The following is a 13037-nucleotide window of genomic DNA, read 5'->3' on the forward strand; positions in this document are numbered from 1 at the left end:
GATGCCCGACCTCCCCGCCGTGCCGATCCGCCCGCTGCTGCCCGGGGACGTCGACGACGTGGTGGCGGTGAGCCTGGCCGCCGACACCCTGTTCGCCGAGGCCGGGCTGGTGCTGCCGCCCGACGACCCCCGCGCGATGCTGCGGGAGGCGCGCTGGGTGCTGGTGGCGCACTCCCCCGTCCGGGGCCTGGCGGCGCTGACCGTGCTGGACGGCGCGGCGCACCTGGAGCAGCTCGCCGTCCACCCCGCGCACGGGCGGCGCGGGGTGGGGTCGGCGCTGCTGGAGGCCGCGTGCGCGTTCGCGCGCGACCGGGGGTTCGCCGCGATGACGCTGACGACCTTCCGCGACCTGGCGTGGAACGCGCCCTGGTACGCGCGGCGCGGATTCGCGGAGTGGCCGCGCGAGCGGTGGGGGCCGCAGCTGCGGGCGCAGTGGCGGGCCGAGGAGGAGGCGGGGATCGTAGTGGCGCCGCGCATCGCGATGCGGCGCGAGCTGGGCGGCGCCCCGGCCTGACCCCGCCCGCACCGCAGCCGCGCCGCCCCGCACGCGGCCCGGCCCGACCCCCCGCGCTCAGCGCAGGCGCCGCCAGCACGGCGGTCCGGCCTGGCCCCGCCCTCGCCGCAACCGCCGCACCCACGCGGCGCCCGCCCGTCCCGTCCGGCCCCGGGGCCTGACCCGCCGCGCCCTGCGCCGTCGAGCCCCGCCCAGGCGCGCGGGCACCACCGCCCGCCGCCCGGGGTCCCCTCCCCGACCGGCGGGCCGCCGGCTACCCCACCGTCGAGTCGAACACGTCCTCGCGCGCGTGCTGGAGGGCGCGCAGCAGGGCGCCGCGCAGGACGGGCGACTCCACGCGGCCCACTCCGACCTGGGGGGCGTTGGGCCCTATGCGGGCCGTGGCCCGGGCGACCCGGCCGGCGAGGTTGTCGCCGCCGCCCTGGGCGACCTCCCCGCCCAGCACCACCAGCCCCGGGTCCAGCACCACGCACACCGCCGCCACGCCCCGGGCGATGCGCTCGGCCAGCTCGTCCAGGAACGCGTCGCCCTCGGCGCCGGCCGCGCACGCCGCCGCCAGCAGTTCGCCCACGTCCTTGCCGGTGAACCCGTGGCCCTCCCCCAGCGCGCGGATCTCCTGGGCGCCCACCAGCGCCTGGAACCCGTGGGCGATGGTGGGCTGGTCGCGGGTGCGGCGCAGCGAGTGGTAGTCGCCGGGCAGTCCGACGTCGCCGGGCAGGGGCGCGCCCGGCACCGGCAGGTAGCCGATCTCGCCGGCCCCGCCGGTGACACCGGTGTGGATGCGGTCGTCCAGCATGATCGCCATGCCGACCCCGCCGCCCTTGCCCAGCCAGATGAGGACGAAGTCGGAGACGTCCTCGGCGGCCCCCTCGGCGTGCTCGGCCAGGGCGGCGAGGTTCACGTCGTTCTCGATGCGCACGAACGGCCCGAGGTCGGCGCGCAGCGCCTGGAAGGCGCCTTCCAGCCAGGTGTGCAGGTCGAACGAGAACCGCACCCCGCCGGTGCGCGGGTCGACGACACCGGGGGTGCCGATCGTGGCGCCGCTGAGCCGGTCCAGCGGCACCTCGCAGCGCCGCAGCAGGTCCATGACGGCGGCGTGCACGCGCTCGCCGGGGTCGCCGGTCTCGGCGGGGTCGACGGTGAAGTCGCCGATGACCTGCCCGGTGATGTCGGCGACGGCGCCGGTGACCTCGTCGGCGCGCACGTCCAGGGCCAGGGCGTAGGCGCTGGAGGGCACCACGGCGTAGAGCGCGGCGTTGGGCCCGCGCCCGCCGGCCTGGCTGCCGACGACGTGCACCAGCTGGCGCTCCTCCAGTCGGGCCAGCAGCTGCGACGCCGTCACCTTGGACAGGCCGGTCTCCTGGCCCAACTGGGTGCGCGTCAGCGGTCCCGACGCCAGCAGAAGCTCCAGGGCGGCCCGGTCGTTGAGTTGGCGCAGCAGGCGTGGAGTCCCCGGACGTCGAGACATAACCGTGACACCCCGTTCTCTATTCATTAGGAAAGTTTCTTGTTAGTTTAACGGCCGATCCGGACCGGCGCCGCACCGGCGCCCTCTCAAGGCCCTTCCGGCGGCGCGCCGGGCGGGGCGGACCGACCACAGGTGCCATCCCAGCACACCCCTGCACACCCCTCGAACCGACGACGAAGCCCGCACCGCGCTTGCAGCCGACCCGGAGATGTACGGGGGCGTCTTCTCGACGCAACGTCGCGCGTGGCGACGCGTGAAGGGAGTTACCAGCATGAGATCCCTGAAGACCGCAACCGTGACGACGGCGGTGCTGCTGGCCGCAGCCGCCTGCGGCCAGGGCGGCTCGGGAGGCGGCACCGACCCCTCCGAGGCGCCCGAGAGCCTGACCGTGTGGGTCATGGGCACCGCCAACGACCCGCTCAAGGAGTACTTCGACACCGTCGAGCAGCGCTACCAGGAGACCTACCCCGACACCGCCGTCGAGGTCGAGTTCATCTCCTGGCCCGACGCCCAGCAGTCCATCAACAACGCGCTGGCCGGCGGCGACGCCCCCGACGTCCTGGAGGTCGGCAACGACCAGGTCGCCAACTGGGCCGCCCAGGGCGCCCTCATGGACATCACCTCCCACACCGAGGAGTGGGCGGCGGTCGGCGAGATGGACCAGGCCGCCGTGGAGTACGGCACCTACGAGGGCGCCCAGTACGGCATCCCGTGGTTCTCGGGCGTGCGCACGCTCTACTACCGCGCCGACTGGCTGGAGGACATCGGCATGGAGCCGCCCACCACCTGGGACGAACTGGTGGAGGTCGCCAAGGCCATCGAGGACGAGAAGGGCGTCCCCGGCTTCGCCGCCCCCACCGACTTCACCAACGGCATCGCCAGCTTCATCTGGAGCAACGGCGGCGAGATCGCCACGATGGAGGGCGACTCCTGGGAGGGGCGGCTCACCTCCCCCGAGACCCAGGAGGCCATCGAGTTCTACGCCGGCCTGACCACCGAGGAGGAGGTCTCCCCCCAGTCCTACGTCGGTGAGAACGAGCTCGTCCCGTTGGCCGACATGGCCAACGGCGAGGTCGGCATGTACATCGACGGCGGCTGGGCGCTGACCTCCATGGAGGAGCAGGCCGAGGACCCGGCCGTGCTGGAGGAGATCGGCGCCGCGCCCATCCCCGGCGCCGAGGGCATCGCCCCGGCGTTCGCCGGCGGCTCCGCGCTCACCGTCTTCGCCACCACCGAGCACCCCGACTTCGCGTTCGAACTGCTCAAGGTGATGGGCGACCAGGAGGGCGGCAAGGGCTACGCCGACGCCGCCGGCTACTTCCCGGCCTACCCCGAGATGCTCGACGACGAGTCCTACCAGTCCGACCCGGTCACCGCGGCCGCCGCCGAGCAGATGCGCAACACCAAGTTCTTCCCGACCACGCCGAACTGGAACGCCGCCGACCAGGACGGCAAGATCCTGCCCGGCGCGGTGCTGGACATCGTCCGCGGCGAGGACCCCGACGAGGTCCTGCGGGCCGCCAACGAGGAGCTGACCGAGGTCCTCAACGAGCCCGTCGAGTAGCCCGACCCTCCGACCGGCCGGGGCGGCGCCCCCACCCCTCACGCCGCCCCGGCCCCACGAACCGGTCCTCGACCCGATTGCGAAGTCCCGCCATGGCACAGACCGCCGAAGCCGTACGAGGCCAGAGCCCGCCGGCGCCGCCGCCCCCCGGGCCGCCCACCCCGCCCCGGCCGCGCCGCCGCAAGATCCCCACCCCCTACCTGCTGATCGCCCCCGCCCTGGTGCTGCTGGTCCTGGTCCAGCTCGGACCGATCCTGCAGATGGTGTGGAACTCGCTGCACAGCTACACCGTCCGCCACCTGCTGCCCACCGCTCCGGCGCCCGAGTGGAACAGCTTCGCCCACTACGCCACGCTGCTCTCCGACGCCGAGTTCTGGATGATCCTGCGCAACACCGTGGTGGTGTGCGCGCTCATGGTCGGCGTCACCATGGTCCTGGGCACCGCCGTGGGCAACCTGCTGCACCGGCTGCCGCGCTGGTTCTCGGTGACCGTCTCGATCGGGATGATGCTGGCCTGGGCCACCCCCGCCATCAGCGCCTCGCTGGTGTTCCGGTGGCTTTTCCTGCCCGAGCGCGGCCTGGCCAACGTGGCGCTGGACCGGCTGCCCGACTGGCTGGTGGGCGGCGGCTGGCTCGACTACAACTGGTTCCTGGAGCCGGTGCCGCTGTTCACCGTGCTGATCCTGGTGATCGTGTGGCAGTCGTTCCCGTTCGTCGCGGTGTCGGTGCTGGCCGGCCTCAAGAGCATCCCCGACGAGCTGTACGAGGCCGCGCGGGTGGACGGCGCGGGCGGCTGGCGGTCGTTCTGGAGCATCACGTTCCCGATGCTGCGCCCGCTGTTCGCGCTGCTGCTGGTGCTGCAGATCATCTGGGACCTGCGGGTGTTCACCCAGCTCTACATCCTGGCCAACAGCTTCCAGAACAAGTCGGTGTACCTGCTGTCCTACTACATCTACCAGCAGGGGTTCTCGGCCAGCCCGGCCAACTACGGCATGGGCTCGGCCATCGCGGTGGTCATGACGGTCATGATCCTCGCCGTCACCGCCTACTACCTGCGCATCATGATCCGCCAGGGGGAGACCCGATGACCGCGACGACGACCGCCCGCGCCTCCGGAGCCGCCCGCGCGCCGCGCCGGCGCCGCACCCCGCCGCCGGTGCTGGCGCGCCGCGCCGGCGCCTACGCCGCCGGCGCCGCCGTGCTGGTGTTCTCGGTGTTCCCCGTCTACTGGATGGTGGCCACCGCGTTCAAGCCGGTCGGCGAGATCTTCTCCAAGGACGTGCGGCTGTTCCCGGGCAGCCTGACGCTGGAGCACTTCGACCGGGTGATCAACGGCGAACTGATCCCCGGCGTCAACTTCTGGGAGTTCCTGGGCAACAGCCTGCTGGTGACCCTGGGCTCGGTGGCGGCCGGCGCGCTGCTGTCGCTGCTGGCGGCCGTGGCGGTGGCCCGCTTCCGGTTCAAGATGCGCACCGCCTTCATCATGGTGCTGATGGTGATCCAGATGGTGCCCTGCGAGGCGCTGATCATCTCCATCTTCATCAACTTCCGCCGCCTGCAGGACGCCTCGGGCGTGCAGATGCTGGGCAACCTCACCGGCATCCTCATCGTCTACACCGCGTTCTCCCTGCCCATCACGATCATGATGCTGCGCGGGTTCGTCGCCGCGGTGCCCCGCGAGCTGGAGGAGGCCGCCGCCATCGACGGCGCCGGCCCCTGGACGGTGTTCTGGCGGATCCTGATGCCGCTGGTGGCGCCGGGCCTGGTGGCCGCCAGCATCTTCGCCTTCATCACCGCCTGGAACGAGTTCATCGTCGCGCTGACGTTCCTGGGACGCAGCACCGAGGAGTACACGCTGCCGCTGACACTGTCCTACTACTTCGGCCGCTTCGGCACCGAGTGGGGCGCGATCATGGCCGCCTCCACCCTGCTCACCCTCCCGGTGATGGCGTTCTTCCTGTTCGTCCAGCGCCGTATGGTCTCGGGTCTGACCATGGGCGCGGTCAAGGGCTGAGCCGCTCCGGCCCCCGCCGCAGCCCGCCCCGCGTGCCGCGCCCCGCCCCGGGCGCGGCGCGCCCGCGCCCGCCCACCCTGCGCGGTCGTCCCCTCACCCCATTGAACGGAGTCCCCATGCCCGCAGATCCGCAGCTCGATCGCCTCGCCAACGCGACGCTGCTGGTGCCCTTCGAGTCCTACGACGCGCCGCGCTGGGTGCTCGACGGGCTCGCCGAGGGCGTGGCCGGCGTCTGCCTGTTCCACAACAACATCGCCGACGCCGAGCAGGTGACCGCGCTGAACCGGCGCCTGGCCGAGGCCGCCGACTCCCCGCTGGTGTCGCTGGACGAGGAGGGCGGCGACGTCACCCGCATCGGCCAGCGCGAGGGCAGCGGCTACCCGGGCAACGCGGCGCTGGGCGCCGTGGACGACCCCGAGCTGACGCGGGCCGTGCACCGCTCGCTGGGCGCCGAGCTGAGCGAACTGGGCTTCACCCTGGACCTCGCGCCCTCGGCCGACGTCAACACCGTGGCCGAGAACCCGGGGATCGGCACCCGGTCCTTCGGCGCCGACCCCGAACTGGTGGCCCGCCACACCGCCGCCGCGGTCGCGGGGCTCCAGGAGGGCGGGGTGGCCGCCTGCGCCAAGCACTTCCCCGGCCACGGCGCCACCCACCAGGACTCCCACACCGAGCTGCCGGTGGTCGACGCCGACCGCGACCTGCTGTTCGCGCGGGAGCTGCTGCCCTTCCGGGCGGCGGTCCAGGAGGGGGTGCAGGCGGTCCTGACCGCCCACATCCGGCTGCCCCTGCTGGGCCTGACCGGCGCGGCGACGCTGGCGCCCAGCGTCGTCAACGGGCTGCTGCGCACCGAACTGGGCTTCACCGGTACGGTCATCACCGACGCCCTGGACATGGCCGGGGTCAGCGCCCGCATCGGGATCCCCGAGGCGGCGGTGCGGGCGCTGAGCGCCGGGTGCGACCTGCTGTGCCTGGGCCGGTTCGTCTACGCCGACCAGGTGGCGGCCATCCGGTCGGCGATCACCGCCGCCGTGGCCGAAGGCCGCCTCAGCGGAGAGCGGCTGGAGGAGGCCGCCGAGCGGACGGCGCGGCTGCGCGCCTGGACCGCCCGCCGCCCGCGCGGCGCCCGGGTGGCCGACATCGGGCTGGAGTCCGCGCGGCGGGCCGTGCGGGTGCAGGGCGCGGTGCCGGCGCTGCGCGACCCGGTGGTGGTGGAGATCGACGCCCCGCCGGGTATCGCCGTGGGCGAGGTGCCGTGGGGCCTGGCGCCGTGGTTCCCGGGCACCGAGCGGCTGGACGCCGAGGCGGCGGCCCCCGAGCGGGTGCTGGCCTCGGCCCAGGGCCGGAGCCTGGTGGTGGTGGTGCGCGACGCCCACCGCTACCCCGCCACGCGGGCGCTGGTGGCCGAGCTGTGCCGGGCGCGCCCCGACGCCGTGGTGGTCGAGATGGGCCTGCCGGCCTGGCGGCCCGAGTGCGCCGCCTACATCAGCACCTACGGCGCGGCCCGGGTCAACGGGCAGAGCGCGGCGGAGGTGCTGGGAGCGTCCGCCGGGGCGTCGGTAGTCTGAAGGGGTCCCCGCGCGGGCGCACCCCCGGGGGCGCCCGCGGCCCGGCCCCGTCCCCGCACCCGTTCCCGGCCGCACCGGTAGGAGAAGTACAGATGCAGGTCACCGCCCCGCGTGTGCCACACGTTCGCCCCGCTGACGCGGCCGTCCCAGCCGTCACGGCATAATCGCAGCATGCGCCTTTCTGCCCGGGTCGACTACGCGTTGCGTGCCGCGGCCGAACTCGCCGCCGCCAGTGGCGGTCCGGTTACGGCCGAACAGCTGGCGCGCGCCCAGGCCATCCCCGGAAAGTTCCTGGAGAACATCCTCACCCAGCTGCGCCGCGCGGGCCTGGTGCGCAGCCAGCGCGGCCCGGTGGGGGGCTACTGGCTGGCCCGCTCCCCCTCCGACATCTCCCTGGCCGACGTCATCCGCGCCGTCGACGGCCCGCTGGCCAACGTCCGCGGCGAGCGCCCCGAGCACGTCGACTACGACGGCGCGGCCCGCAGCCTGCAGCAGGTGTGGATCGCGCTGCGCGCCAGCGAGCGCTCGATCCTGGAGAGCGTGACCCTGGAGGACGTCTCGACCGGGCGGCTGCCGGCCACGGTGCGCACCCTGGCCGAGGACCCCGACGCCTGGGCGAGCTGACCCCCACCAGCAGCGCATCTGCGCCCATCCCCGCACACCGCGACGCCGGCGGCGCGCGGCCGCCGGCGTCGGCGAGGTCGTTCGGGCCCGGCGCGGGCGCCCGCCCGCGACCCGCCTTCGGGCGGTGCCTCAGCGCATGGCCTCGAACATCCAGTGCTGCTGCTCCAGGTCCTCGGCCGCGGCGATGAGCTGGTCCTGGGTGACGGGGTCGGGCTCCTCGGTGGCGGCGATGCGCTCGCGGAACCTGCGCACCACCCCGGCCAGGGCGTCGGTGACCACCGCGATCACCTTGTCGTCCTGGAGGTAGCCGGGGTCCGGCTGGGAGATCTGGGTGTCGGCGGCGACCTTCGTGGAGCGCCCGTCGGGGTTGACGCCGATGGCGACCGCGCGCTCGGCGAGCACGTCGGTGTGGTTGCGCGCCACCTCGACCAGTTCGTCGAGCTGAAGGTGCACCGACCGGAACGAGCGCCCGATGACGTTCCAGTGCGCCTGCTTGGCCAGCAGGGACAGGTCGATCAGGTCGACCACGGCGCCCTGCAGCGCCTCACCGGTGGTCTTCCGGGCGTTGTCGTCAAGCGGTCCGTGGATCTTCTGCATAACGTTCATCCCCCGATGTGCCGTTTGCGTTTCCAGGGGTCACCTGCCCGACATAACGGGCGGGAAACACGGGCGGCGGGGGCCGGGCGGCCGCACCGGGGGCGCGGCGCCGGGCCGGCCGCCGCGCCGGAAAAGCGCGGCGCCGGCCGCTCGGGGTAGTTGAGCGGCCGGCGTCGTCGCCGTGTGTATGCGGCCCGCGGGGCGGCGGGCCGGTGTTGGAGCAGGGTGTGCCGGGCGGCGGGCGGTGCTACACGCCCACCATGTCCACGACGTCGGGAACGCGGTCGGGCACCGAGTCGATACCCAGGCGGTCGGGGGAGGGCACGGAGTCGGCCGGAACCGATCCGCTGAGCAGCGCGGCCTCCTGCAGTTCGGCGAGAGCGAGCTGGTCGGCGACCTCACGCAGCACCTGAGAGAGCGGAACGCCCAGGGCGCCGCAGATCGAGGAGAGCAGCTCGGAGGACGCCTCCTTCTGCCCGCGCTCGACCTCGGACAAGTACCCCAACGAAACCCGAGCATCGGCCGACACCTCGCGGAGGGTGCGGCCCTGTCGCTGCCGAAGCCGCCGTAGCACGTCACCAAGTAGGTGACGAAGCAGGACCATCATTCGCGCTCCCTCCCACCGGTAGCGACCTTCATAAAAAACACCGTACCTGTCCTAGGCCCGATCGTCGCACCTCACGCCGTGCTGTTCGCTGGAGGGGTAACACGATCTTGGTGTCGGTTTGTTCCCCGGAAACCCCGGTTGGAACGGCGGTGGGGCCGTTATTTGCCCGTGATGACCGCCACCTCGGCGGCCAGGAGGGAAAGGGCCTGTTCAGTGGTGGAGTAGCGGATGGCCGCCCGGTCGCCGGTGAGACGCAGTTCGCACACCCGTCCGCTGCCGCCGGGACCGGCGACCGCCGCGAACACGGTGCCCACGGCCCGCCCGTCCTGCGGCTCGGGCCCGGCCACCCCGGTGACGGCGAGGCCGAATGTGGCCGCGAGGTTTAGCCGGGCTCCCTCGGCCATGGCCGCCGCGACCTCGGGGTGCACGGCGCCGTGCGCCTCCAGCAGGTCGCGCGGCACCCCCAGCAGGGCGGCCTTGAGGTCGGTGGCGTAGGCCACCACCCCGCCCCGGTAGGTGGCCGAGGCGCCGGGCACCGCGGTGAGGGTGGCGCCGATCAGTCCGCCGGTGAGCGACTCGGCGGTGGCCGCGGTGGCGCCGAGCGCGGCGAGCGCGGCGAGCGCGCGGTGCGCCGCCGCTGCGGCCGCGACACCGGGACCGGTGGGCCGGGGAGCGTCCACCTAGGCCGCCGGTCCGGGGGTGTGGTCGCGGCGGCGCAGCCGCAGCGCCTGCACCACGTAGTCGCCGCCGGTCCACAGGGTGACCACCAGCGCGGCGGCCATGACCACGTGGGCCACGACGGTCAGCGGCTCGGGCAGCGGGAACAGGTAGACAGAGATCGCCACGACCTGCAGCACGGTCTTGAGCTTGCCGCCGCGGCTGGCCGGGATCACGCCGTGGCGGATCACCGCGAACCGCAGCGCGGTCACGCCCCACTCGCGCACCAGGATCGCGATGGTCACCCACCACCACAGCTCACCCAGCAGGGAGAGCACGACCAGCGCGGCGCCGGTGAGGGCCTTGTCGGCGATGGGGTCGGCGATCTTGCCGAAGTCGGTGACGAGGTTGCGCCGCCGGGCGATCTCGCCGTCGACGCGGTCGGTGATGGCGGCCACCACGAACACCGCGAAGGCCGCGAACCGCCAGGCGGGGTGCTCCAGGAACATGAACACCACGAACAGCGGCACCATCACCAGCCGGGTGATGGTCAGGATGTTGGCGATGTTCCACAGCGGGACGGGCGGGGGCGCCGGCGCGGGCTCGCCGGTGCTCATCGCGCCTCCGCACGGTCGGCGGCGGCCTCGGCGACCAGGTCGGCGCCCAGCGCCTCGGTGACCGTGGCCGGCACGATGTCGCCCACGCGCAGGCCGCTGCCGTGCACCACGGTGCTGCCGTCGACCTCGGGGGCCTGGTGGGCGGCGCGGCCCTCGTAGGCGCCGCCGCCCAGGTCGGTCTCGATGAGGACGTCGACCGTGGAGCCGACGCGCTCCTCGGATCGTTGCGCCATGAGTTCCTCCGCTAGCCGGTTGAGCCGGTCGACCCGCTCGCCGACGGTGTCCTCGGGGAGCTTGCCGGAGTAGGTGGCCGCCTCGGTGCCCTCCTCGTCGGAGTAGCCGAAGACGCCGATGGCGTCGAGCCGGGCCTCCTCCAGGAACGCCACCAGTTCGGCGTAGTCCTGCTCGGTCTCTCCGGGGAAACCGACGATGAAGTTGGAGCGAACACCCGCCTCGGGAGCCGCCGCGCGCACGGTCGCCAGCAGCTCCAGGAACCGCTCGCGGTCGCCGAAGCGGCGCATCCGGCGCAGCAGCGGGCCGCTGGCGTGCTGGAACGACAGGTCGAAGTAGGGCACCACGCCGGGGGTGCCGGTGAGGACCTCCACCAGGCCGGGCCGGGTCTCGGCGGGCTGGAGGTAGCTGACGCGCACCCGCTCGATGCCCTCGACCCCGGCCAGGCGCGGCAGCAGCTTCTCCAGGGCGCGCAGGTCGCCCAGGTCCTTGCCGTAGGAGGTGGAGTTCTCACTGACGAGGAACAGTTCGCGCACGCCCTGTCCGGCCAGCCACTCGGCCTCGCGCACGACGTCGTCGGGGTGGCGCGAGATGTAGGCGCCGCGGAAGGCGGGGATGGCGCAGAAGGTGCAGCGGCGGTCGCAGCCCGAGGCGATCTTCAGGTTGGCCACGGGGCCGCCGGTGAGGCGGCGGCGCGGCACGCGCGGGCTCGAGGCGGGCGCCACGCCCTCGGGCAGCGGCTCGATGGCGGCGTGGCCGGGCACGTGGGTGCCGTGGCCGCCGCGGCGCTCCACCGGCGAGATCGGCAGCAGGGTGCGGCGGTCGCGCGGGTCGTGGGGGGTGAGCGGGCGGCCGTTGAGGACGTCGTCCAGCCGCTCGGAGATGTGGGTGTAGTCGTCGAACCCGATGACCTGGGCCTCGGGCAGGGCCTTGGCCAGCTCCGAGCCGTAGCGCTCGGCCATGCACCCGGCGGCCACGACCTTGGTGCCGTCCTCGGCGGAGCTGAGCAGGGCCTCGATGGAGTCCTGCTTGGCGGCGTCGATGAACCCGCAGGTGTTGACCACCACGACGTCGGCCTTCTCACCGCCCTCGCCGTCGACGAGGTCCCAGCCGCCGGCGGCGAGCCGGCCGGCCAGCTCTTCGGAGTCGACTTCGTTGCGGGCGCAGCCGAGGGTGACGAGTGAGACTTTACGGCGCGATGACATGGCTTCCAAGGGGCTTGAGGAGATCGGGGCGCGTGGTACGGCGGGGTGCCGCGCCCTTACCAGGGTAGAACCTCGGCCCGAGGGCTTGGGCCCGGCCGGCGCCTCCGCCGGGCCCGCGGGGGCCGGCGGCGGGGGCGGCCGGCGCCCCCGCCGCCGTCAGACCAGGTCGACGGCCGCGTAGCGGACGTCGGCCACCCGGCCGGTGTCGCCCAGCGGGCCCCGGTCCTCGCCGTTCACCCGGACGTGCAGCGCCGAGGCCCGGCCCGCGTGCAGCCGCAGCTCGTCGGGGTGGGCGAAGGTCCGCACGTGGCCCCGCTCCATGATCCCGGTGAAGTGGTCGCGGCCGTCGGGGCCGGTGACGCGCACCCACACGCGGTCGGTGGCGGCGAGGGTGAGGCGGACCTCCTCGGCCTTGCGCTCGGCGGCCACGACCGCGCTGAGGCCGCCGGCGCGGCCCTGCGCCGCCGCGGCCTGGCCGCCGGGGCGGGCGACGACGGCCCCGGCCGCGCGCTCGCGGGAGTCCTCGTCGGGCCAGGCGCGCACGGCCGCGAAGATCGCGGCCCCGGCCAGGGCGGCCACCACCAGCAGCGGCCAGGAGCGGCGTGCGGCGGCGGCGACGGCGGCGGGCAGCGCGAGGATCCGGCCGCCCCGGCGGCGGCGCGGGGCGTCCTCGGCGGCCGGCGCGCCGGCCTCGGCGGGGCCGGCGGAGTCGGGCCGCGGTGCGGCGGAGCCGGCGGCTCGGGCGGGGGCGGGGTGCGGCGCCGCGCCCGGCTCCGCCGCGCCGCCGTCGCCGCCCGCGGCGCCCCGGCGGGCCCGCCCGGCGCCGGAGGCCGCGACGGCGGCCTCGGTGTCCCGAGGGCCGCGCGGGGCGGGCACCGCGGCCTGGGGCGCGGCCGTCGGCGCCTCGGCGGCGGGTGCGGCGCGCTCCTCGGCGCGCTCGCGGGCGCCCTCCTTGGCGCGCTCCTCGGCGGCGTCTCCGGCCGCCGAGGACCGCCCGGTGGGGTGCACCGTGCCGGTCGTCACGGGCGCGCCGGTGAACGCGGGGGCCATGGAGCCGCGGGCGTGCTCGCGGTCGAACTCCTCGATCAGCGGGCCGGGGTCGAGCCCGAGTTCGCGGCACACCGACCGGATGTGCCCGCGCGCGTAGAAGTCGCCGCCGCAGACGCGGAAGTCGTCGCCCTCCATCCCCGCGAGCACCGGCTGCCGGATGCAGGTCCGCGCGCTCAGATCGGCGAGGGAGTACCCGAGGTCTTCGCGGGCAGCGGCGAGGGTCTGGCCGATCGTCGTCATATCCGCCCCTTCCCAGGGTGGGGGTAGGCCGCGGGGCCGGACGCCGCAGGCACGGCCGGGCGAACCCCGGCGCGCGGACCT

The 13037-nt window shown here is 74.5% G+C and carries 13 protein-coding genes; 6 read left to right on the forward strand and 7 right to left on the reverse strand.

Translation table 11 applies throughout. The annotated features are described in order from the left end of the window. The first annotated feature begins 1 nt into the window (after nucleotide 1). Nucleotides 2-514, forward strand: a complete 513-nt coding sequence (locus HNR12_RS08610) for a GNAT family N-acetyltransferase (RefSeq protein ID WP_179766986.1) — start codon at nucleotides 2-4, stop codon at nucleotides 512-514. Nucleotides 515-767: 253 nt separating this feature from the next. Here HNR12_RS08610 and HNR12_RS08615 read toward each other — a convergent pair whose 3' ends face one another. After that, nucleotides 768-1982 (reverse strand): ROK family transcriptional regulator, encoded by a 1215-nt coding sequence (locus tag HNR12_RS08615; protein ID WP_179766987.1) that lies wholly within the window; start codon nucleotides 1980-1982, stop codon nucleotides 768-770. A 271-nt stretch (nucleotides 1983-2253) separates the two neighbouring features. On the opposite strand from HNR12_RS08615, the gene HNR12_RS08620 reads away from it, so the two are divergent. The 5 genes from HNR12_RS08620 to HNR12_RS08640 all read left to right on the forward strand — a co-directional run bounded on the left by HNR12_RS08620 (nucleotide 2254) and on the right by HNR12_RS08640 (nucleotide 7752). Beyond that, nucleotides 2254-3546 carry an extracellular solute-binding protein gene (locus tag HNR12_RS08620; protein WP_179766988.1) on the forward strand — a complete coding sequence of 431 codons (1293 nt, stop codon included), beginning with the start codon at nucleotides 2254-2256 and terminating at the stop codon, nucleotides 3544-3546. 92 nt (nucleotides 3547-3638) lie between these two features. After that, a complete protein-coding gene (locus tag HNR12_RS08625; protein WP_179766989.1) occupies nucleotides 3639-4634 on the forward strand; it encodes a carbohydrate ABC transporter permease in 996 nt (331 codons plus the stop codon). Further along, entirely contained in the window at nucleotides 4631-5560 is a 930-nt protein-coding gene (locus HNR12_RS08630; RefSeq protein WP_179766990.1) for a carbohydrate ABC transporter permease, read from the forward strand. Before HNR12_RS08625 ends, HNR12_RS08630 begins: the two co-directional genes overlap by 4 nt. Nucleotides 5561-5676: 116 nt before the next feature. After that, on the forward strand, nucleotides 5677-7128 hold the full coding sequence (locus HNR12_RS08635) for a glycoside hydrolase family 3 protein (protein WP_179766991.1): 1452 nt from the start codon (nucleotides 5677-5679) through the stop codon (nucleotides 7126-7128). A 171-nt stretch (nucleotides 7129-7299) separates the two neighbouring features. Continuing rightward, on the forward strand, nucleotides 7300-7752 hold the full coding sequence (locus tag HNR12_RS08640) for an RrF2 family transcriptional regulator (RefSeq protein ID WP_179766992.1): 453 nt from the start codon (nucleotides 7300-7302) through the stop codon (nucleotides 7750-7752). A 129-nt stretch (nucleotides 7753-7881) separates the two neighbouring features. Here HNR12_RS08640 and HNR12_RS08645 read toward each other — a convergent pair whose 3' ends face one another. The 6 genes from HNR12_RS08645 to HNR12_RS08670 form a co-directional block, all read right to left on the reverse strand. Then, the gene (locus tag HNR12_RS08645) at nucleotides 7882-8349 is read right to left on the reverse strand and encodes a Dps family protein (RefSeq protein ID WP_179766993.1); all 468 of its coding nucleotides are present in this window, start codon (nucleotides 8347-8349) and stop codon (nucleotides 7882-7884) included. A gap of 247 nt (nucleotides 8350-8596) precedes the next feature. Beyond that, the gene (locus tag HNR12_RS08650) at nucleotides 8597-8956 is read right to left on the reverse strand and encodes a helix-turn-helix domain-containing protein (RefSeq protein ID WP_179766994.1); all 360 of its coding nucleotides are present in this window, start codon (nucleotides 8954-8956) and stop codon (nucleotides 8597-8599) included. A gap of 158 nt (nucleotides 8957-9114) precedes the next feature. Next, nucleotides 9115-9636, reverse strand: coding sequence for a nicotinamide-nucleotide amidohydrolase family protein (locus HNR12_RS08655; protein WP_179766995.1), 522 nt, complete (start codon nucleotides 9634-9636; stop codon nucleotides 9115-9117). Further along, nucleotides 9637-10230, reverse strand: a complete 594-nt coding sequence (gene pgsA / locus HNR12_RS08660) for a CDP-diacylglycerol--glycerol-3-phosphate 3-phosphatidyltransferase (RefSeq protein ID WP_179766996.1) — start codon at nucleotides 10228-10230, stop codon at nucleotides 9637-9639. Continuing rightward, nucleotides 10227-11666, reverse strand: coding sequence for a 30S ribosomal protein S12 methylthiotransferase RimO (gene rimO / locus HNR12_RS08665; protein WP_179766997.1), 1440 nt, complete (start codon nucleotides 11664-11666; stop codon nucleotides 10227-10229). Before rimO ends, pgsA begins: the two co-directional genes overlap by 4 nt. A gap of 156 nt (nucleotides 11667-11822) precedes the next feature. Further along, complete coding sequence (locus HNR12_RS08670) at nucleotides 11823-12956, reverse strand: helix-turn-helix domain-containing protein (RefSeq protein ID WP_179766998.1); 1134 nt, start codon at nucleotides 12954-12956, stop codon at nucleotides 11823-11825. Between the last annotated feature and the right edge of the window lie 81 nt (nucleotides 12957-13037).

The sequence above is a fragment of the Streptomonospora nanhaiensis genome, assembly GCF_013410565.1.
Classification (GTDB): Bacteria; Actinomycetota; Actinomycetes; order Streptosporangiales; family Streptosporangiaceae; genus Streptomonospora; species Streptomonospora nanhaiensis.

Bases quoted from the DNA above. Each gene is read 5' to 3' on its own strand.
- pgsA (WP_179766996.1), bottom strand. From the start codon at position 10,230: ATGAGCACCGGCGAGCCCGCGCCGGCGCCCCCGCCCGTCCCGCTGTGG.
- HNR12_RS08630 (WP_179766990.1), top strand. From the start codon at position 4,631: ATGACCGCGACGACGACCGCCCGCGCCTCCGGAGCCGCCCGCGCGCCG.
- HNR12_RS08635 (WP_179766991.1), top strand. From the start codon at position 5,677: ATGCCCGCAGATCCGCAGCTCGATCGCCTCGCCAACGCGACGCTGCTG.
- HNR12_RS08620 (WP_179766988.1), top strand. From the start codon at position 2,254: ATGAGATCCCTGAAGACCGCAACCGTGACGACGGCGGTGCTGCTGGCC.
- HNR12_RS08645 (WP_179766993.1), bottom strand. From the start codon at position 8,349: ATGCAGAAGATCCACGGACCGCTTGACGACAACGCCCGGAAGACCACC.
- rimO (WP_179766997.1), bottom strand. From the start codon at position 11,666: ATGTCATCGCGCCGTAAAGTCTCACTCGTCACCCTCGGCTGCGCCCGC.
- HNR12_RS08625 (WP_179766989.1), top strand. From the start codon at position 3,639: ATGGCACAGACCGCCGAAGCCGTACGAGGCCAGAGCCCGCCGGCGCCG.
- HNR12_RS08610 (WP_179766986.1), top strand. From the start codon at position 2: ATGCCCGACCTCCCCGCCGTGCCGATCCGCCCGCTGCTGCCCGGGGAC.
- HNR12_RS08650 (WP_179766994.1), bottom strand. From the start codon at position 8,956: ATGATGGTCCTGCTTCGTCACCTACTTGGTGACGTGCTACGGCGGCTT.
- HNR12_RS08615 (WP_179766987.1), bottom strand. From the start codon at position 1,982: ATGTCTCGACGTCCGGGGACTCCACGCCTGCTGCGCCAACTCAACGAC.
- HNR12_RS08640 (WP_179766992.1), top strand. From the start codon at position 7,300: ATGCGCCTTTCTGCCCGGGTCGACTACGCGTTGCGTGCCGCGGCCGAA.
- HNR12_RS08670 (WP_179766998.1), bottom strand. From the start codon at position 12,956: ATGACGACGATCGGCCAGACCCTCGCCGCTGCCCGCGAAGACCTCGGG.